The organism is Streptomyces misionensis (assembly GCF_007896895.1).
Classification (GTDB): domain Bacteria; phylum Actinomycetota; class Actinomycetes; order Streptomycetales; family Streptomycetaceae; genus Streptomyces; species Streptomyces misionensis_A.
Genome location: NZ_VOGW01000124.1, coordinates 4549 through 23349, shown reverse-complemented (window position 1 = coordinate 23349; position 18801 = coordinate 4549). Strand labels below are relative to the sequence as shown.

Annotated in this window: 15 protein-coding genes; 12 read left to right on the top strand and 3 right to left on the bottom strand. The window is 73.4% G+C overall.

Annotated elements, in window-relative coordinates:
* Together FRZ03_RS21835 and thpR are read left to right on the top strand one after the other, a co-directional pair.
* A partial coding sequence (locus FRZ03_RS21835; RefSeq protein WP_315902659.1) for an MFS transporter occupies positions 1–1297 on the top strand: 1297 nt, incomplete at its 5' end.
* Positions 1298–1438: 141 nt separating this feature from the next.
* Positions 1439–2011: an RNA 2',3'-cyclic phosphodiesterase gene (gene thpR, locus FRZ03_RS21830; RefSeq protein WP_146466843.1), complete on the top strand. Its 573-nt coding sequence runs from the start codon at positions 1439–1441 to the stop codon at positions 2009–2011.
* Between the two features lie 189 nt (positions 2012–2200).
* On the opposite strand, the gene FRZ03_RS21825 is transcribed toward thpR, so the two are convergent.
* Positions 2201–3193, bottom strand: a complete 993-nt coding sequence (locus tag FRZ03_RS21825) for an aldo/keto reductase (RefSeq protein ID WP_146466842.1) — start codon at positions 3191–3193, stop codon at positions 2201–2203.
* A gap of 211 nt (positions 3194–3404) precedes the next feature.
* The gene (locus FRZ03_RS21815; RefSeq protein WP_146466841.1) at positions 3405–4088 is read right to left on the bottom strand and encodes an SGNH/GDSL hydrolase family protein; all 684 of its coding nucleotides are present in this window, start codon (positions 4086–4088) and stop codon (positions 3405–3407) included.
* A gap of 123 nt (positions 4089–4211) precedes the next feature.
* Between FRZ03_RS21815 and FRZ03_RS21810 the strand changes: the two genes are divergently transcribed.
* Entirely contained in the window at positions 4212–5183 is a 972-nt protein-coding gene (locus FRZ03_RS21810; protein WP_146466840.1) for a WD40 repeat domain-containing protein, read from the top strand.
* Positions 5184–5394: 211 nt separating this feature from the next.
* Positions 5395–5574 (top strand): hypothetical protein, encoded by a 180-nt coding sequence (locus tag FRZ03_RS21805; RefSeq protein WP_146466839.1) that lies wholly within the window; start codon positions 5395–5397, stop codon positions 5572–5574.
* Positions 5575–5605: 31 nt separating this feature from the next.
* Here FRZ03_RS21805 and serC read toward each other — a convergent pair whose 3' ends face one another.
* Positions 5606–6724, bottom strand: a complete 1119-nt coding sequence (gene serC / locus FRZ03_RS21800; RefSeq protein ID WP_146466838.1) for a phosphoserine transaminase — start codon at positions 6722–6724, stop codon at positions 5606–5608.
* A 156-nt stretch (positions 6725–6880) separates the two neighbouring features.
* Here serC and FRZ03_RS21795 point away from each other — a divergent pair, with 156 nt between their 5' ends.
* The 8 genes from FRZ03_RS21795 to FRZ03_RS21760 form a co-directional block, all read left to right on the top strand.
* Positions 6881–9775 carry an FAD-binding and (Fe-S)-binding domain-containing protein gene (locus tag FRZ03_RS21795; protein WP_146466837.1) on the top strand — a complete coding sequence of 965 codons (2895 nt, stop codon included), beginning with the start codon at positions 6881–6883 and terminating at the stop codon, positions 9773–9775.
* A gap of 58 nt (positions 9776–9833) precedes the next feature.
* Positions 9834–10955 (top strand): lipid II:glycine glycyltransferase FemX, encoded by a 1122-nt coding sequence (locus FRZ03_RS21790; protein WP_146466836.1) that lies wholly within the window; start codon positions 9834–9836, stop codon positions 10953–10955.
* Positions 10956–11112: 157 nt separating this feature from the next.
* A complete protein-coding gene (locus tag FRZ03_RS21785) occupies positions 11113–12057 on the top strand; it encodes an EamA family transporter (protein WP_146466835.1) in 945 nt (314 codons plus the stop codon).
* A gap of 135 nt (positions 12058–12192) precedes the next feature.
* Positions 12193–13395: a polysaccharide pyruvyl transferase family protein gene (locus FRZ03_RS21780; RefSeq protein WP_146466834.1), complete on the top strand. Its 1203-nt coding sequence runs from the start codon at positions 12193–12195 to the stop codon at positions 13393–13395.
* A 112-nt stretch (positions 13396–13507) separates the two neighbouring features.
* Positions 13508–14323: a TIGR03084 family metal-binding protein gene (locus FRZ03_RS21775; protein WP_146466833.1), complete on the top strand. Its 816-nt coding sequence runs from the start codon at positions 13508–13510 to the stop codon at positions 14321–14323.
* A complete protein-coding gene (locus FRZ03_RS21770) occupies positions 14320–15996 on the top strand; it encodes an acyclic terpene utilization AtuA family protein (protein ID WP_146466832.1) in 1677 nt (558 codons plus the stop codon). The genes FRZ03_RS21775 and FRZ03_RS21770 overlap by 4 nt, the downstream gene beginning before the upstream one ends.
* Positions 15993–17591 carry an acyl-CoA carboxylase subunit beta gene (locus FRZ03_RS21765; RefSeq protein WP_146466831.1) on the top strand — a complete coding sequence of 533 codons (1599 nt, stop codon included), beginning with the start codon at positions 15993–15995 and terminating at the stop codon, positions 17589–17591. The genes FRZ03_RS21770 and FRZ03_RS21765 overlap by 4 nt, the downstream gene beginning before the upstream one ends.
* A 5-nt stretch (positions 17592–17596) precedes the next feature.
* Positions 17597–18801, top strand: a 1205-nt coding sequence (locus tag FRZ03_RS21760) for an acetyl-CoA carboxylase biotin carboxylase subunit (protein ID WP_146466845.1), incomplete at its 3' end; no start/stop codon positions are given.

Genomic DNA, 18801 nt, shown 5'->3' with positions numbered 1-18801 from the left:
TACTACCCCCGCCCGCAAGTCCTCGATGTTCAGCTCGCTGAAGGTCAGGAACTACCGCCTGTTCTTCACCGGCCAGGTCGTCTCCAACACGGGGACGTGGATGCAGCGCATCGCGCAGGACTGGCTCGTCCTCAGCCTCACCGGCTCCTCGGCGGCCGTCGGTATCACGACGGCCCTGCAGTTCCTGCCGATGCTCCTGTTCGGTCTCTACGGCGGTGTCCTGGTCGACCGGCTGCCCAAGCGCCCCGCGCTCCTGGTCACCCAGTCCTCGATGGCCCTCAGCGGACTCGCGCTCGCCGCGCTGACGCTCACCGGTCATGTCCAGGTCTGGCACGTCTACCTCGCCGCGTTCTTCGTCGGACTCGCCACGGTGGTCGACAACCCCGCCCGGCAGTCCTTCGTCTCCGAGATGGTCGGCCCCGACCAGCTGCACAACGCGGTCAGCCTGAACTCCGCGAACTTCCAGTCCGCGCGGCTCGTCGGCCCCGCCGTCGCCGGCCTGATGATCACCGGTGTGGGCACCGGCTGGGCGTTCCTCGCCAACGGCCTGTCCTTCGCCGCGCCGATCACCAGCCTGCTGCTGATGCGCGCCCGTGAGCTCTACCCGGTCAAGCGGACCCCGCGGGCCAAGGGCCAGCTGCGCGAGGGCCTCCAGTACGTCGCGGGCCGCCCGGAACTGATCTGGCCCGTGGTCCTGGTCGGCTTCATCGGCACCTTCGGCTTCAACTTCCCGGTGTGGCTGTCCGCCTTCGCCGACCACGTGTTCCACGTGGGCGCCGGCGGCTACAGCCTGCTGAACACGCTGATGGCCCTGGGTTCCCTCGGCGGCGCCCTGCTGGCCGCCCGCCGCGGCTCGGCCCGGATGCGGCTGCTGATCTTCGCCGCGCTCACCTTCGGGGTGCTGGAGGTCGTGGCCTCCCTCGCCCCCGCGTACTGGCTGTTCGCCGCGCTCATGGTGCCGATCGGGATCTGCGGCCTCACGGTCAACGTCACCGCGAACACCACCGTGCAGATGGCCACCGACCCCGCCATGCGCGGCCGGGTGATGTCCCTTTTCATGATGGTCTTCATGGGCGGCACCCCGCTCGGCGCCCCGGTGATCGGCTGGATCACCGACACCTACGGCGCCCGGGCCGGTTTCGCCCTCGGCGGTGTCGTCTCCGCCCTCGCGGCCGGCACCATCGGCCTGCTCCTCGCCCGCGTCGGCGGCCTGCGCCTGTCGGTCGGCTGGCACGGGGGGCACCCGCGCCTGCGCTTCGTGCAGCGCGAGCGCGAGGAACTCGCCGCGGCCGCGTGACCGCCCCCGGAGGGTGCGACCACCGCACCCTCCGGGGGCGGCACCTGCCCCGGCCGGCCGTCCTGGGCGAAGGACCCGGTGCGCACGGACCCCTGGGACGCATCGGGGCCGCCGTCGGGATGTCTCTGGGATGGTGAGGGCATGAGACTCTTCGCCGCCGTACTGCCGCCGCAGGACATCGCCGCCGAACTCGCAGTCGAGGTCGACCGGTTGCGGCGGCTGCCGGGCGCCGACGGACTGCGCTGGACGGGCCGCCCCGGCTGGCACTTCACCCTCGCCTTCTACGGCGAGGTCGCCGACGACCTCGTGCCCGCTCTGTCGGACCGTCTCGCCCGCGCGGCCCACCGCACCGCCCCCTTCGAGCTGGCGCTCGCCGGCGGCGGCCAGTTCGGCCACGGCCGTGCGCTGTGGACCGGGGCCTCGGGCGACGTGGCCGCCCTGCGCCTGCTGGCCGACCGGGCGGAGTCGGCGGGCCGCAAGGCCGGGGTGCCGATGGGGGAGCACCGCCGCTACCAGGCCCATCTGACGCTGGCGCGCGGCCGTGAGGCGGTGGACGTACGGCCGTACGTCGAGCTGCTGCGCGCGTTCGCCGGCCGGAGCTGGACCGTGACCGAGCTGGCGCTGGTGCGCAGCAACCTGCCGAGGTCGGGGGTGCCGGGGGAGCAGCCCCGGTACGAGGCGGTCGGGCGCTGGGCGTGCGGGGCGTCCGGTTAGGCTCGATGCGTGGACCCGAAAACCCGGAACCGGATCATGGCCGGTGCGCTTGTGCTCATGTTGGTGGTCGTTGCCGTGGCGGCGGCGGTGCGGTAGGGCCCGGGGAACCGCCGCCTGCCACGGCCGCGGCCGGTCCTGGCCGATCACGCGGCTCCCCGTGCCCCTCGCGGGGCGTGCGCCCGCCCGGTGTCACCAGGCGAAGGCCTCCGGGGACGGGCCCGGGCCCGGGAAGATCTCGTCCAGGCCGGCGAGGACTTCCCCGCTCAGCTCCAGCTCCACCGCGCGCAGCGCCGACTCCAGCTGCTCGGCCGTGCGCGGGCCGACGATCGGGCCCGTGACGCCGGGGCGGGTGAGCAGCCAGGCCAGTGCGGCCTCGCCGGGCTCCAGGCCGTGCTTGTCGAGCAGGTCCTCGTAGGACTGGATCCGCGCGCGGGCGGCCGGGTCGGCGAGGGTGTCGGCGGCGCGTCCGGAGGCGCGGCGTCCGCCCTGCACCTCCTTCTTGATCACACCGCCGAGCAGTCCGCCGTGCAGCGGGGACCAGGGTATGACCCCGAGGCCGTACTCCTGCGCGGCCGGGATGACCTCCATCTCGGCGCGGCGCTCGGCGAGGTTGTAGAGGCACTGCTCGCTGACGAGGCCGATGGTGCCGCCGCGGCGGGCGGCGGTCTCGTTGGCCTGGGCGATCTTGTAACCGGGGAAGTTGGAGGAACCGGCGTACAGGATCTTGCCCTGCTGGACGAGGGTGTCGATCGCCTGCCAGATCTCCTCGAACGGGGTGTTCCGGTCGACGTGGTGGAACTGGTAGAGGTCGATGTGGTCGGTCTGCAACCGCTTCAGGCTGGCGTCCACCGCGCGCCGGATGTTCAGCGCGGAGAGCTTGTCGTGGTTGGGCCAGGCCTCGGCGTCGCCGGCCATGTTGCCGTAGACCTTGGTGGCGAGGACGACCTTGTCGCGTCGGTCGCCGCCCTTGGCGAACCAGTTGCCGATGATGCTCTCGGTGCGCCCCTTGTTCTCCCCCCAGCCGTAGATGTTGGCGGTGTCGAAGAAGTTGATGCCCGCGTCCAGCGCCGCGTCCATGATCGCGTGGCTGTCGGCTTCGTTCGTCTCCGGCCCGAAGTTCATCGTCCCGAGAACCAGTCGGCTGACCTTGAGTCCGGTGCGTCCAAGCTGCGTGTACTTCATGGTCACCAAGCCAACGGCCTGGAGTGCGCTCCAGGCAAGGGCGGGTGGTCATGCGCGGGGGAAGTGCGTACCGCCAGCGGCCTCTGTCGTCCTTGGCCGCGCCCCCGCGCAACTTGGCCACATCGGGGCAGAAGCCGTTCTGGAACCCGGGGAAGTCGATGCGGACGCGGTACAACGATACGCACGGTGACGAGGCGAGGACGTAAACCGGTCAGACCGTTCCGACCGCGTACGGCTGCCCGATTCCCCAGGCCTCCCGCATCGCCCCGGCGAACGCCTCCGCTATCCGGTGCTCGCCGCTCGCGTTGGGGTGGGTGCCGTCGTAGGTGTCGACGTGGATGTCGTACGACTGCGGCGGCGATGCCAGCAGGATCGGCGACCGGGGCTCGTCCAGGTCGGCGGCGGCCTTGGCGAGGAGGACGTTGAAGAGGTCCACCTGTGCGGCGAAGGGGGCGTCGGTCTCGGCGCGGACATTGGGGATCACCGGCAGCAGCACCATGCGGATGCGCGGGTCGGCGTCCCGGGCGGCGCCGATGAAGGCCCGGACGTTCTCGGCGGTCTGCTCGGCGTTGGTGTAGAAGCCGAGGTCGATCAGGCCGAGGGAGACGAGCAGGACGTCGGGCCGGCACTCCCGCACCGCGTCGCCGATCAGCGGGGCCATGTGCAGCCAGCCCTCGCCCCAGCCCGCGAGGTGGGCGCGGGGGAAGCGGGGGTCGGCGTAGTCGAGGGACGTCGGCGCGCCGGACTGCTGGTCGTACAGCGTCTCGCGCGGGCCGACGAGCGTGACGGCGGGGTCGTACGTACGGCGAAGGAGCTGCCACAGCCGGTGACGCCATGTGTGTTCGCCCGCGCTCCCGATCGTCATGGAGTCGCCCACGGGCATGAACCTGAGCATCCGCTCATCATGGACGATCACCGCCGCGGGGTGGGATGCGGGACCGTGTGAGGCCCGCCACGTGCGGGCGCGGGCCGCGGGGACGGCGGGCCGAACCCCCGGCGGGAATGGCAGTCTTGGCCCATGCGCCGACCGTTCGCCCTGCTCGCCGCCGTCCTGCTCGCCGGCGCCTGCGCGTTGCCCGCCTCCGCCGCCGAGGGGACCGGCGACCAGGGGTTCACCCTCAAGGACCCGAGGATCGCCGAGTCCAGCGGGCTCGCCGCCTCCCGGCTGCACCCCGGCATCTACTGGACGCACAACGACAGCGGCGACGGGCCGTACATCTACGCCGTCGACAGCCGGACCGGGCAGACCGTGGCGCGGGTGACGCTGCGGGGCGTCGGCTCCCCGCGCGATGTCGAGGCGATCTCCATCGGGCCGCACGACGAGATCTACGTCGGGGACATCGGCGACAACTTCGACGGCCGCTGGCCCTACGTCTGGATCTACCGCCTGCCCGAGCCGAAGGTGCTCAAGGACCAGACGGTCACGGCCACGCAGTACGTGGTGAAGTACGCCGACGGGCCGCGCAACGCCGAGTCGATGGTCGTGCATCCGAAGACCGGACGCGTGTACATCATCGACAAGAAGGAGGACGGCGGCCACCTCTACGAGGGCCCGGCCACCCTGTCCACCAGGGGCAGCAACGTCTTCAAGCCCATCGCGCCGGTCGACCTGTGGGCCACGGACGCCGCGTTCTCCCCCGACGGCCGGCAGCTCGCCGTGCGCGGCTACCTCGGCGGCATCTACTACGCCTGGAACGACGGCCACATCAAGCGGACCGGCACCCTCGACGTCCCCCTCCAGGGCCAGGGCGAGGGCGTCACCTACTCGGTCGACGGCACGAAGCTCCTGTACAGCAGCGAGGGCGCCGACAGCGCGGTGGTGGCCAAGGACGCCCCCGACCGCCCCGACGGCGGTTCCCCGTCGACGGGGAACGGCTCGTCCGGCACCCGCACGACCGGAAACAAGAGCCTGCCTCTCGGCGCGGCCGCGATCGCCGTCGTGCTGGTGGCCCTGGTGGGGGTGGGAAGGCTGCGGCGCCGCAGGAGGTGACGCGAACCTGCCCGGCGGACAGGGCGGTTCGGCCTGCCGCCCGGGTCGGGCAGGGCGTTTCCCACTCCGTGCGGGGTGCCCCTGCCGGGGCGCCGGAACAACACTCGTCGCCCCTGAGGGCCCACCGGCGGTGGGGCCTCACAAGGACGGGGCGGAAATCGTCGAGATCGGCTTGGGCGAGGGCCCGGCCCGTGACTGCTGGAGGAAGCTGATGGACGCGTACACCCCGGTCTTCCCCGGCGGCGGCTCCGTGATGGAGGAGGCGTGGCGCAAGGTGCATGCCGATGGTGAGGCGAAAGGTGAGACGCGGGGCGAGGCGAAGGGCGAGGCCAAGGCTGTTCTTCGGGTGCTGCGCGCGCGGGGTGTGCAAGGCGAAGGGCGCCAGGTGTGACCGGGCGCCCTTCGTCGTCGTACCCGAGAGGTCAGAGCTTCTCGATCACGTAGTCGACGCACTCGGTCAGTGCCTCGACGTCCGCGGGGTCGATCGCCGGGAACATGGCGATGCGCAGCTGGTTGCGGCCGAGCTTGCGGTACGGCTCGGTGTCCACGATGCCGTTCGCGCGCAGCACCTTGGCCACGGCGGCGGCGTCGATCTCGTCGGAGAAGTCGATCGTGCCGATGACCTGGGACCGCTTGGCCGGGTCGGTGACGAACGGGGTCGCGTACTTCGACTCCTCCGCCCAGCTGTAGAGGCGGGTCGAGGAGTCCTTCGTGCGGGCCGTCGCCCAGTCCAGACCGCCCTGCCCGTTGATCCACTCCAGCTGCTGGTCGAGCAGGAACAGCGTGGCGAGGGCAGGCGTGTTGTACGTCTGGTTCTTGCGCGAGTTGTCGATCGCCGTGGGGAGCGAGAAGAACTCGGGGATGTGCCGGCCGGACGCGTGGACGCGCTCGGCCCGCTCGATCGCGGCGGGGGAGAAGACGCCGATCCACAGGCCGCCGTCGGAGGCGAAGGACTTCTGCGGGGCGAAGTAGTAGACGTCGGTCTCGGCGACGTCCACCGGAAGGCCGCCCGCGCCGGACGTCGCGTCCACCAGAACGAGGGAACCCTCGTCCGCGCCGGCCACCCGCCGGATGGGCATGGCGACACCGGTGGAGGTCTCGTTGTGGGTGAAGGCGTAGACGTCCACGCCCGCCTCGGCCTCGGGCGCCGGGTGCGTGCCGGGGTCGGCGGCGATCACGGTCGGCTCGGCCAGCCACGGCGCGAGCTTGGCCGCCTTGGCGAACTTGGAGGAGAACTCGCCGAAGTTGAGGTGCTGGGACTTGGTGTCGATCAGTCCGTGGGTGGCGATGTCCCAGAAGGCGGTGGAGCCGCCGTTGCCGAGGATCACCTCGTAGCCCTCGGGCAGGGAGAACAGCTCGGAGATCCCCTCGCGGACCTTTCCGACCAGGTTCTTCACGGGCGCCTGGCGGTGGGAGGTGCCGAGCAGGGAGCTTCCGGTGGCGGCGAGGGCGTCCAGCGCCTCGGTCCGCACCTTGGAGGGGCCCGCACCGAAGCGTCCGTCGGCGGGCTTGATGTCAGCGGGAATCTGGATGTCGGCCACGTCTCGGAGGGTATCGGCTGGGCGAAACGGGACGGAACCGTGTCCGTCGGATGAGACGAGATCACCAGGACCCGGACTTGTCGGGTCGTACGACGATCAGGCCGAGGTTGTGGACAACTTTCCGTGACGGTCGGTGATCGGATGCATCCTGGACGCATGACGGATCACTCGGGTCTCGAAGCGGAACTGCGCGGGTGCGTCCGGGGCGAGGTCGGCTTCGGCACCACCGCCCGGGCGCTCGTGACGATGGACGCGTCCAACTACCGACGCGTCCCGGCGGGAGTGGTGGCCCCCCGGGACGCGGACGACGTGGCGGCCGTCCTCGGCGTGTGCCGGGCCCGCGGGGTGCCGGTGGTCGCGCGCGGCGGGGGTACGTCGATCGCCGGTCAGGCCACCGGCACAGGTGTCGTACTGGATTTCACCCGCCATATGAACGGCCTGCTGGAGCTGGACCCGGAAACCCGCACGGCGGTCGTGCAGCCCGGCCTGGTCCTCGACCGCCTCCAGCACGCCGCCGCCCCGCACGGCCTGCGCTTCGGCCCCGACCCGTCCACCCACAGCCGCTGCACCCTCGGCGGGATGATCGGCAACGACTCCTGCGGCTCCCACTCGGTCGCCTGGGGAACCACCGCGGACAACGTGCGGGAGCTGTCCGTCCTCACCGCGCGCGGTGAGCTGCTGCGGCCGGGCCCGCACTGGGCGGGCGCCCCCGAGGGACTGCGCGAGCTGGCGGAGGGCGAGCCGGCCCGGCTGCGCACCGGCTTCCCCGACCTGCCCCGCCGCATCTCCGGGTACGCGCTGGACGCGCTGCTGCCCGAGCGGGGCGCCGACGTGGCCCGTTCCTTCTGCGGCTCCGAGGGCACCCTCGGCATCCTCACCGAGGCGGTCGTCCGCCTCGTCGAGGCCCCCCGCGCCCGCGCCCTGGCGGTGCTGGGCTACGGCGACGAGGGCGCGGCCGCCGAGGCCGCCGCCGGCCTCCTGCCCCACGGCCCGCTGACGGTGGAGGGCATGGCCGCCGACCTGGTCCCGTCGGACACGGGGCTGCCCAGGGGCGGTGCCTGGCTCTTCGTGGAGACGGGCGGCTCCTCGCAGGCGCAGGCCCGGGCCCGCGCCGAGGCGATCGTCCGCGCGGCCGACGTGGTCGACTCCCTCGTGGTGACCGACCCCGCCGCCCAGCGGACCCTGTGGCGCATCCGCGAGGACGCGAGCGGCACGGCGACACGGATGCCGGACGGCTCCGAGGCCTGGCCCGGCTGGGAGGACTGCGCGGTGCCGCCCGCCCGGCTCGGCGCCTATCTGCGCGACTTCCGCGCCCTGCTGACGTCCCACGGCCTGCGCGGCACCCCGTACGGCCACTTCGGCGACGGCTGTATCCACGTCCGCATCGACTTCGACCTGCTCACCGGGCCCGGCATCGGCCGCTTCCGGCGCTTCTCCGAGGAACTGGCCGACCTGGTGGTGGCCCACGGCGGCTCGCTGTCCGGGGAGCACGGCGACGGCCAGGCCCGCGCCGAACTGCTGCCACGCATGTACGGCGCCGAGACCGTCCGGCTCTTCGAGCGCGCCAAGGCCCTCTGGGACCCCGACGACCTGCTCAACCCCGGCATGCTGGTCCGCCCCGCCCCGCTGGACGCCAACCTCCGCTTCTCGGTGCTGCCGAGGGAACCCGTCGAGGTCGCCTTCGGCTACCCGGCCGACGGCGGCGACTTCCGCGCGGCCGTCCGCCGCTGCGTCGGCGTCGCCAAGTGCCGTACGGCCACGGCGGCGGGCCCCGCCGTGATGTGCCCGTCCTTCCGTGCGACCGGCGAGGAGGAGCACTCCACCCGGGGCCGGGCCCGGCTGCTGCACGAGATGCTGGCGGGGGAGCTGGTCACCGACGGCTGGCGCTCCACCGAGGTCCGCGACGCCCTCGACCTCTGCCTCTCCTGCAAGGGCTGCCGCACGGACTGCCCGGTCGGTGTCGACATGGCCACCTACAAGGCCGAGTTCCTGCACCACCACTACGCGGGCCGCCGGCGCCCCGCCGCCCACCACAGCATGGGCCGCCTGCCCGAGTGGCTGCGCTGGATCGCCCGTACCCGCACCGCCCCCCTGCTCAACGCGCTCGCCGCCCTGCCGCCCCTGGCCACCGCGGCGAAACGGCTCGGCGGGATCGCCCCCGAGCGCCGGCTGCCCCGCCTCGCCCCGCGGACCTTCACCGGCTGGTGGCGGCGCCGGAAACCCGTCCCGCGCTCCGGCGACCTGGTGGTGCTCTGGCCGGACACCTTCACCGAGCACCTGTCCCCCTCGGTCGGCCGGGCCGCCGTCCGTGTCCTGGAGGCCGCCGGGCTCGGCGTGGCCCTGCCGCCGACGCTGCTGCCGGGCCGGGGAGGCATCGCCCGCGGCGGCCGGCCCGTCTCGGCCGCCGCCCTGCTCACCGTCCGCCGGGCCCGGGTCTGCTGCGGTCTGACCTACCTCTCCACCGGCCAGCTCGACCGCGCGCGCACCGTGCTGCGGCGCACGCTGGACCTGATGGAGCCGGTGCTGGAAGCGGGCGTGCCGGTCGTCGTCCTGGAACCCGGCTGCGCGGCGGCCCTGCGCACCGACCTCCCGGAACTCCTGCACGACGACCCGCGCGCCCCCCGGCTCGCCTCGGCCGTCCGTACCTTCGCCGAGGTCCTGGAACAGCACGCGCCGCACTGGACCCCGCCCGCCGTGGACCGCCCCGTCGCCGGCCAGACCCACTGCCACCAGCACGCGGTCCTCGGCGACGCCCCGGACCGCCGGCTGCGCGCCGCCGCGGGCCTCACCGGGGAACTCTCCGGCGGCTGCTGCGGCCTGGCGGGCGACTTCGGCTTCCAGAAGGGCCACTTCGAGGTCTCCCGGGCCTGCGCGGAGGACCAGCTGCTGCCCTCGATACGCCAGGCGTCCGAGGAGACCGTGATCCTGGCCGACGGCTTCTCCTGCCGCACCCAGCTGGAGCAACTGGCCGGGACCCGGGGACGGCACCTGGCGGAGGTGCTGGCCGAGGCGCTGGACGACGACACGAGGCGCGGGGAGAAAGGGAAGTGACGGCCCGGCGGGCTTCCATAGGGTGAGGTGATCCGCGCACCGTGAAGGAGTCCCGCCCATGAGCGTCACCGTCCGTCCGGTCACCCGGGCCGAACACCTCGCCTTCGTGGCGGCCCGCCCCTCCGCCAGCCATCTCCAGCTGCCGTCGTGGGGGGACGTGAAGCCCGACTGGACGGCGGAGAGCCTGGGCTGGTTCGAGGCGGACGGGCGGCTGGTCGGGGTGGGGCTGGTGCTGCTCAGAGCGCTGCCCAAGGTGAAGCGGTACCTGGCCTATCTGCCGGAGGGCCCGGTCATCGACTGGCACGCACCGGACCTGGAGCGCCTGCTGGAGCCGATGCTGGCCCACCTCAAGCGCCGGGGCGCCTTCTCGGTGAAGATGGGCCCGCCGGTGATCGTCCGGCGGTGGAGCCCCGACGCGGTCAAGGCCGCCATCGCCGACCCGGCCGCGCACCGGCTGCGGGACGTGCCGCCGACCTCGCAGGACCCGGCCGCGCTCGCCCTCGTCGACCGGCTGCGCCGGATGGGCTGGCGGCAGACCGAGCCCGGCGGCGAGGACGGCTTCGCCGCGGGGCAGCCCCGCTACGTCTGCCAGGTCCCCTACGCCGGGCGGTCGCTGGAGGACATCCACCGCGGGCTCAACCAGCAGTGGCGGCGCAACATCAAGAAGGCCGAGAAGGCCGGGGTGAAGGTCGTCCGGGGCGGCTACGAAGACCTGCCGGCCTTCTACGGCCTCTACACGGAGACCGCGGAGCGGGACCGCTTCGTCGCGCGCCCGCTGTCGTACTTCCAGCGCATGTGGACGGCGCTCACCGCCGAGGACCCCGACCGGATGCGGCTGTACCTCGCCCACCACGACGGCGAGGTGCTCGCCGCGGCCACCATGCTGATCGTCGGCGGCCACGTCTGGTACTCCTACGGCGCCTCCACCGGCCGCAAGCGCGAGGTGCAGCCCAGCAACGCGATGCAGTGGCGGATGATGTGCGACGCCCACGAGCTGGGCGCCCACGTCTACGACTTCCGGGGCATCACCGACACCCTGGAGGAGTCCGACCACCACCTCGGCCTGCTCCGCTTCAAGGTGGGCGCGGGCGGCGGCGCCGCCGAGTACGTGGGCGAGTGGGACTTCCCGCTGAACCGGCTGCTGCACAAGGCGCTGGACATGTATATGACGCGCCGCTGACGGGGGTCGCAGGGCCGTCGGCCCGGCATCCGAGAAAGCCCCGTCTCACCATCCAGAACAGCCCCATAAGCGGTTCACGCTCCTGACGGAAGTCTATTAACCTGGACCACGTAGTACAGGGAGCTGTACATGATCTGATCCGAGCACCAGGACCGCCGTGAGTACCGTCAACACCCCCAGTGTCACCACCGGTTCGACCGCGAAGGCGCCCGTTCCCCCGCGCCTCCCGGGCCGTCTCGGCTCGCTCGGCCCGGTCGGGCTGGTGCTGGCCGGATGCGTCTCGGTGCAGTTCGGCGGCGCCCTCGCGGTGACCCTGATGCCGAGGGCCGGCGCGCTGGGCGTGGTGACCCTCCGGCTGTTCGCGGCGGCCGTGGTCCTCCTCCTGGTCTGCCGCCCCCGGCTGCGCGGCCACTCGCGCGCCGACTGGGGCACGGTGATCGCCTTCGGTGTCGTCATGGGCGGCATGAACGGCCTCTTCTACGAGGCCGTGGCACGCATCCCGCTCGGTGCCGCCGTCACCCTCGAGGTCCTCGGCCCGCTGACCCTCTCCGTGCTGACCTCCCGCCGCGCGATCAACGCCCTGTGGGCGGCCCTGGCCCTGGGCGGGGTGTTCCTGCTGGGCGGCGGGGGCTTCGGCGGCGTGGACCCGGTGGGCGTGGCCTTCGCGCTGGCCGCGGGCGCGATGTGGGCGGGATACATCGTCTTCAGCGCCCGCACGGGACGCCGCTTCCCGCAGGCGGACGGCCTGGCGCTGGCCATGGCGGTCGCGGCCCTGCTGATCCTGCCGCTGGGCATCGCCACGGCCGGCGGCCGGCTCCTCGACCCCACGACCCTCGGGCTCGGCTCGGCGGTGGCCGTGCTCTCCTCGGTCCTGCCCTACACCCTGGAACTCCTGGCCCTGCGCCGCCTGCCCGCCGCCACCTTCGCCATCCTGATGAGCCTGGAACCCGCCCTCGCCGCCGCGGCCGGTTTCCTCATCCTCGGCCAGTCCCTCTCCGCCGCCGAGGCCGCCGCGATCGCCCTGGTCATCGCGGCCAGCATCGGCGCGGTCCGCACCCAGGTCTCCCGCGCCAAGACCCCGCTCCCGACCCCGGAGGCGTGAGCCCGGGGCAGCCCGGAAAATGGCCTGAAGGGGCGGTGACCTGGCCGTTCCACCGGGGGCACGGCTGTGTACGTTGGCAGACAGCGTCCGCGCCGCGCCCCAGGGGCGTCGGTTACAGGTAGGGGAAACGAACGCATGGCACGTGTCGCCGTCATCACCGCGCCCAACATCGGCTACCGCAACACCGGAATGCTGACCGTCGACCTGGCCTTCGAGACGATGCGGCGGCGGATGGGGGGCGGGATCGAGGCGAGTTGGTACACGTTGCACGCGCCGGAGACCGTGGCGCTGCGTCCGGGGGCGCGCGGGCACGCGTTGCCGTTCCGGTTCCGCTCGCTGATCGACGAGCTCGACGGCCTTCGCGAGCACGACGCCGTGGTGTTCTGGGGTGACTTCCTGCACGCGCGGCACTACCTCGCCCAGGACGCCACCAACCGGCTGCTGGATTTCGGGTTCGCCGAGGACAGGGGCGCCGCCCGGACCCTGCTCAACCGGACGCTGCTGCTGTCCGGCCAGCCCGAGGAACTGCTGTCGCGCACCCTCAGCTACGGCGGCACGATCCTGCACAACACGCAGTCCGACTACGAGGACAAGGAGTACGGCCCGCTGTTCACCCGGCTGATGACGCGCAGCCGCCGGGTCTGGGTGCGCGACCCCCTGTCGGCGGCCAAGCTCGCGCGGCTGCGCGGGGACCGTACGACGGATCACTTCGGCTCCGACGCCGCCCTGCTGAACCGCCCCGGCGACCTCGGTCACCTCCCGGTCACGCCCTGGTCCCAGGACCTCCCGGAGGGCGGCGCCATCGGCGTGTTCCTCGGCGCCCGCACCGAGATCCCCGACTGGCTGCCCGGCTTCTGCCAGGGGCTCGCCGAGCGGTTCGACGCGCCCCTGGAATGGGTCCCGTGGTTCGACCGGGACGTCCCCCCGCGGGTCGGGCACATCGGGCGGCGCCCCGGTGACCCCACTGTCGGCGACCTGGTCGGCGTGCTGCCCCGCTACCGCCTCGTCATCACCGACACCTACCACCTCGCCGTCAACGCCTGGGGCGCCGGCACCCCGGTGGTCTGCGTCGGCGCCCCCGAACCGGTGCCGACGACCGACGACGACTACCTGACCCTCAGCGATGTGAAGAAGCACGTCTTCCACATGGCGTACGACGCGGCCGACTTCTACCTCTCCACCCTCCCGGACAGTCGCGAGGGGCACGAGCGCCGGGCCGACCGGATCGTCCGCCTCGTGGAGGGCGGGGGCGCCGCCGCCGTGGCCGCGCGGATACGGGAGCACGCCGACCACTCCGCGCACTCGTTCACCGAGACCCTGGCCGCCCTGCTGTCCTGAACGGCTGTCCGCCGCGTCCTGCGCGACCGGCCACCGGCCCCGCGTCCGCGGGGTCCGGAAAATCATGCAAGCACGCTTGATTGTTTCCTGGGGCGCTGTCATGCTCCCCCCCATGGCCGACCCGACGCCCGTCATCGACGACCTGCGTGCCGAGAGCGCGCAACTGGACCGACTGGTGGCCCGGTTGACGCCCGGTCAATGGGCGCTCCCCACCCCCGCGCCCCGCTGGACCGTCGCCCATCAGATCGCCCACCTCGCCTGGACCGACCGCGCGGCGCTGGCCGCCGTCACCGACGCGGACGCCTTCCGGGCGCTGGCCGAGAAGGCGCTCGGCGCGATCGACTCCTTCGTGGACGAGGGCGCGGAGGAGGGGGCGGGGCTGCCGTGCGGGGAACTGCTTGCGACCTGGCGTGCGGGGCGTGACGCCCTGGACCGGGCCCTGCGGGCCGCCGCGCCCGGCGCCCGGTTCCCCTGGTTCGGGCCGCCCATGGCCGCCGCCTCCATGGCCACCGCGCGCCTGATGGAGACCTGGGCGCACGGCCTGGACGTCGCCGAGGCGCTCGGTGTCACCCCCGCCCCCACCGACCGCATCCGGCACATCGTCCGGCTCGGCGTGCGCACCCGGGACTTCGCCTACGGAGTCCACCGACTCGCGCCGCCCGCCGAGGAGTTCCAGGTCCGGCTCACCGCGCCGTCCGGCGAGGTGTGGGCGTACGGCCCCGAGGACGCCGCCCAGCGCGTCACCGGCCCCGCCCTCGACTTCTGCCTCCTCGTCACCCAGCGCGCCCACCGCGACGACCTCGCCCTGACCGCCGAGGGCCCGGACGCCGACCGCTGGCTGGACATCGCCCAGGCCTTCGCGGGACCGCCCGGCAACGGCCGCGCCCCCAGGGGAGCCGGCCGCCCGCCGGAGGGGTCCGCCCGATGAACCCCCTGCGCATAGGCAACTTCTCCGGCTTCTACGGAGACCGCTCCGCCGCCCTGCGCGAGATGCTCACCGGCGGCGAGCTCGACGTCCTCACCGGCGACTACCTCGCCGAACTCACCATGCTGATCCTCGCCCGCGACCGGCTGAAGGACCCCGGCGCCGGTTACGCCCGCACCTTCCTGCGCCAGTTGGAGGACTGCCTCGGCCTCGTGCGGGAGCGCGGGGTGCGGATCGTCACCAACGCGGGCGGTCTCAACCCGGCCGGACTCGCCGCCCGCATCGACGAGTCGGCGCGCAAGCTCGGCATTCCCCTGAGCGTCGCCCAGGTGACCGGCGACGACCTGACCGCCGCCCACCCCGGGGCCCTCGCCGCCCACGCCTACCTCGGCGGGTTCGGGATCGCTGAGTGCCTGCGGGCCGGCGCGGACATCGTGGTCACCGGACGGGTGACCGACGCGGCCCTCGTCACCGGGCCCGCCGCCGCCCACTTCGGCTGGGGGCCCGGGCAGTACGACGAACTCGCCGGGGCCGTCGTCGCCGGGCACGTCCTGGAGTGCGGGACGCAGGCGACCGGCGGCAACTACGCGTTCTTCCGGGAGGGCGACGTACGGCGGCCCGGCTTCCCGCTCGCCGAGATCCACGCGGACGGCAGCAGCGTCATCACCAAGCACCCCGGCACCGGCGGTTTCGTGGACGTCGGCACGGTCACCGCCCAGCTGCTCTACGAGACCGGGGGCGCCCGGTACCCGGGGCCCGATGTCACCGCCCGGCTGGACAGCGTCCGGCTGCGCCGGGACGGGCCGGACCGGGTGCGGATCGAGGGGGTGCGCGGGGAGGCGCCCCCGCCGACGCTCAAGGTGGGGGTCAACCGGCTCGGCGGCTTCCGCAACGAGGTCGTCTTCGTCCTCACCGGGCTCGACATCGAGGCCAAGGCCGAGCTGGTGCGCGGCCAGCTGACGGACCACCTGGCCACGTCGCCGCCCGCAGAGGTCCGCTGGGAACTGGTCCGCACCGACCGCCCGGACGCCGGCACCGAGGAGACGGCGAGCGCCCTGCTGCGGCTGGTCGTCCGGGACCCGGACCAGCGGGTCGTGGGGCGGGCGCTGAGCGGCGCGGCCGTGGAACTGGCGCTGGCCAGTTACCCCGGTTTCCATGTGGCGGCCCCGCCCGGCAAGGGGGACCCCTACGGGACCTTCGAGGACGCGTACGTGCCCCAGGACGCCGTGGACCACACGGCCGTCCTCCCCGGCGGGCGGGTCCGGCCCGTCCCGCCGCCGCCCGGGACCCGGCCCCTTCGGGCCGTGCCGCCCCCGCCGCTGCCCGAACCCCTGCCGCCCGGACCGGCCCGGCGCGCACCCCTGGGGACCGTCGCCGGGGCGCGCAGCGGGGACAAGGGCGGGAACGCCAACGTGGGCGTGTGGGTCCGCACCGACGAGGCATGGCGGTGGCTCGCGCACGAGCTGACCGTCGAGCGGTTCCGGGAGCTGCTCCCCGAGAGCCGGGAACTGCCCGTCACCCGCCATGTGCTGCCCGGGCTGCGCGCCCTGAACTTCGTCGTCGAGGGCATCCTCGGCGCCGGTGTCGCCGCCCGGCACCGCTTCGATCCGCAGGCCAAAGCCCTCGGCGAATGGCTGCGCTCCCGCCGGCTGGACATTCCGGAGGTGCTGCTGTGACCGTCCTGAAATCGGCCCTGGACCCGGCCGGCCCCGCCTTCCGGGCCAACCGCGAGGCCATGCTCGCCAAGCTCGCCGAACTGGAGGGCGAGCACGCCAAGGCGCTCGCGGGCGGGGGCGAGAAGTACGTGCGACGGCACCGCGACCGGGGCAAGCTGCTCGCCCGGGAGCGGATCGAGCTGCTGCTCGACCCGGACACGCCGTTCCTCGAACTGTCGCCGCTGGCCGCCTGGGGGAGCGAGTACACGGTCGGCGCCGCGCTCGTCACCGGGATCGGGGTGGTCGAGGGCGTGGAGTGCCTGATCACCGCGAACGACCCGACCGTGCGCGGCGGCGCCAGCAACCCGTGGACCCTGAGGAAGGCCCTGCGCGCCAACGACATCGCTCTCGCCAACCGGCTGCCCTGCATCAGCCTGGTGGAGTCCGGCGGCGCCGACCTGCCGTCGCAGAAGGAGATCTTCATCCCGGGCGGCGCCCTGTTCCGGGACCTCACCCGGCTGTCCGCCGCCGGCGTCCCGACCGTGGCCGTCGTCTTCGGCAACTCCACCGCCGGGGGCGCCTACATCCCCGGCATGTCCGACCACGTGATCATGGTCAAGGAGCGCGCCAAGGTGTTCCTCGGCGGGCCCCCGCTGGTGAAGATGGCCACCGGGGAGGAGAGCGACGACGAGTCCCTGGGCGGCGCCGAGATGCACGCCCGCCGCTCCGGGCTCGCCGACTACTTCGCCGTGGACGAGGCGGACGCGCTGCGGCAGGCGCGGCGGGTGGTGGCCCGGCTCAACCACCGCAAGGCGTACGGCGATCCGGGCCCCGCCGAGCCGCCCGCGCACGACCCCGAGGAGCTGCTGGGCGTCGTTCCCGGCGACCTCAGGACGCCCTTCGACCCGCGCGAGGTCGTCGCCCGGATCGTGGACGCCTCCGACTTCGACGAGTTCAAACCGCTGTACGGCACCAGCCTGGTGACCGGCTGGGCGGCCCTGCACGGCTATCCCGTCGGCATCCTCGCCAACGCGCGGGGCGTGCTGTTCAGCGAGGAGTCGCAGAAGGCCGCCCAGTTCATCCAGCTCGCCAACCAGCGGGACATCCCGCTGCTCTTCCTGCACAACACCACCGGCTACATGGTCGGCAGGGAGTACGAGCAGGGCGGCATCATCAAGCACGGCGCCATGATGATCAACGCGGTCAGCAACAGCCGCGTCCCGCACCTGTCCGTACTCATGGGCGCGTCGTACGGTGCCGGGCACTACGGCATGTGCGGCCGTGCCTACGACCCGCGCTTCCTGTTCGCCTGGCCCAGCGCCAAGTCCGCCGTGATGGGACCGCAGCAGCTGGCGGGCGTGCTGTCGATCGTCGCCCGGCAGTCGGCGGCGGCGAAGGGGCAGCCGTACGACGAGGACGCGGACGCGGCCCTGCGCGCCATGGTGGAGCAGCAGATCGAGTCCGAGTCGCTGCCCCTGTTCCTGTCCGGGCGGCTGTACGACGACGGCGTCATCGACCCGCGCGACACCCGCACCGTCCTCGGCCTGTGCCTCTCCGCCCTCCACACCGCCCCCTACGAGGGCGCGCGCGGCGGCTTCGGCGTCTTCCGGATGTGAGGTCCATGATCCAGACTCTGCTGGTCGCCAACCGGGGCGAGATCGCCTGCCGGATCTTCCGCACCTGCGCCGACCTGGGCGTGCGTACGGTCGCCGTGTTCTCGGACGCCGACGAGCACGCCCTGCACACCCGGCTGGCCGACGCGGCGGTACGGCTGCCGGGCGCGGCGCCCGCCGACACCTATCTGCGCGGCGACCTGATCGTGCAGGCCGCCCTGTCGGCCGGCGCGGACGCCGTGCACCCCGGCTACGGCTTCCTCTCCGAGGACCCCGCCTTCGCCCGCGCCGTGCTCGACGCCGGACTGACCTGGATCGGGCCGTCCCCGGAGGCCATCGAGGCCATGGCGTCCAAGACGCGCGCCAAGCGGCTGATGGGCCTGGAGCCCCTGGGGGAGGTCACCCAGGGGGACCTCCCGGTGCTGGTGAAGGCGGCGGCGGGCGGCGGGGGGCGCGGGATGCGCGTCGTGCGCCGCCTGGACGAGCTGCCCGCCGCTCTGGAGGGCGCGCGCGCCGAGGCCGCGAGCGCGTTCGGGGACGGCGAGGTCTTCGTGGAGCCGTACATCGAGCACGGCCGCCACATCGAGGTGCAGATCCTCGCCGACAGCCACGGCACCGTGTGGCCGCTCGGCACCCGCGACTGCTCCCTCCAGCGCCGCCACCAGAAGGTCGTCGAGGAGGCCCCGGCGCCCGGGCTGCCCGAGCGGCTCGCGAACGAGCTGCGCGCGCTGGCCGTGCGTGCCGCCCGCGCCGTCTCCTACGTCGGCGCCGGCACCGTCGAGTTCCTGGTCGCCGACGGCCGCGCGCACTTCCTGGAGATGAACACCCGCCTCCAGGTCGAACACCCGGTGACCGAGGCCGTGTTCGGGCTCGACCTGGTCGCCGAGCAGCTCCGGATCGCCGAGGGCCGGGCGCTGGAGAAGGACCCGCCCCGCCCGCGCGGGCACGCGATCGAGGCCCGCCTCTACGCCGAGGACCCCGCCCGCGACTGGGCCCCGCAGACCGGCACCCTGCACCGTCTCGCCGTGCCGCCGGGCGTCCGCCTCGACACCGGCTACACCGACGGCGACACCATCGGCGTCCACTACGACCCGATGCTCGCCAAGGTCGTCGCCCACGCCCCCACCCGGGCGGAGGCGATCCGCCGGCTCGCGGGCGCCCTGGAGGCGGCGGTGCTGCACGGCCCGGTCACCAACCGCGACCTCCTCGTCCG

Coding starts and splice junctions, on each gene's coding strand:
- thpR (WP_146466843.1), top strand. CDS start 1,439: ATGAGACTCTTCGCCGCCGTACTGCCGCCGCAGGACATCGCCGCCGAA.
- FRZ03_RS21825 (WP_146466842.1), bottom strand. CDS start 3,193: ATGAAGTACACGCAGCTTGGACGCACCGGACTCAAGGTCAGCCGACTG.
- FRZ03_RS21815 (WP_146466841.1), bottom strand. CDS start 4,088: ATGCTCAGGTTCATGCCCGTGGGCGACTCCATGACGATCGGGAGCGCG.
- FRZ03_RS21810 (WP_146466840.1), top strand. CDS start 4,212: ATGCGCCGACCGTTCGCCCTGCTCGCCGCCGTCCTGCTCGCCGGCGCC.
- FRZ03_RS21805 (WP_146466839.1), top strand. CDS start 5,395: ATGGACGCGTACACCCCGGTCTTCCCCGGCGGCGGCTCCGTGATGGAG.
- FRZ03_RS21795 (WP_146466837.1), top strand. CDS start 6,881: ATGACGGATCACTCGGGTCTCGAAGCGGAACTGCGCGGGTGCGTCCGG.
- FRZ03_RS21790 (WP_146466836.1), top strand. CDS start 9,834: ATGAGCGTCACCGTCCGTCCGGTCACCCGGGCCGAACACCTCGCCTTC.
- FRZ03_RS21780 (WP_146466834.1), top strand. CDS start 12,193: ATGGCACGTGTCGCCGTCATCACCGCGCCCAACATCGGCTACCGCAAC.
- FRZ03_RS21775 (WP_146466833.1), top strand. CDS start 13,508: ATGGCCGACCCGACGCCCGTCATCGACGACCTGCGTGCCGAGAGCGCG.
- FRZ03_RS21770 (WP_146466832.1), top strand. CDS start 14,320: ATGAACCCCCTGCGCATAGGCAACTTCTCCGGCTTCTACGGAGACCGC.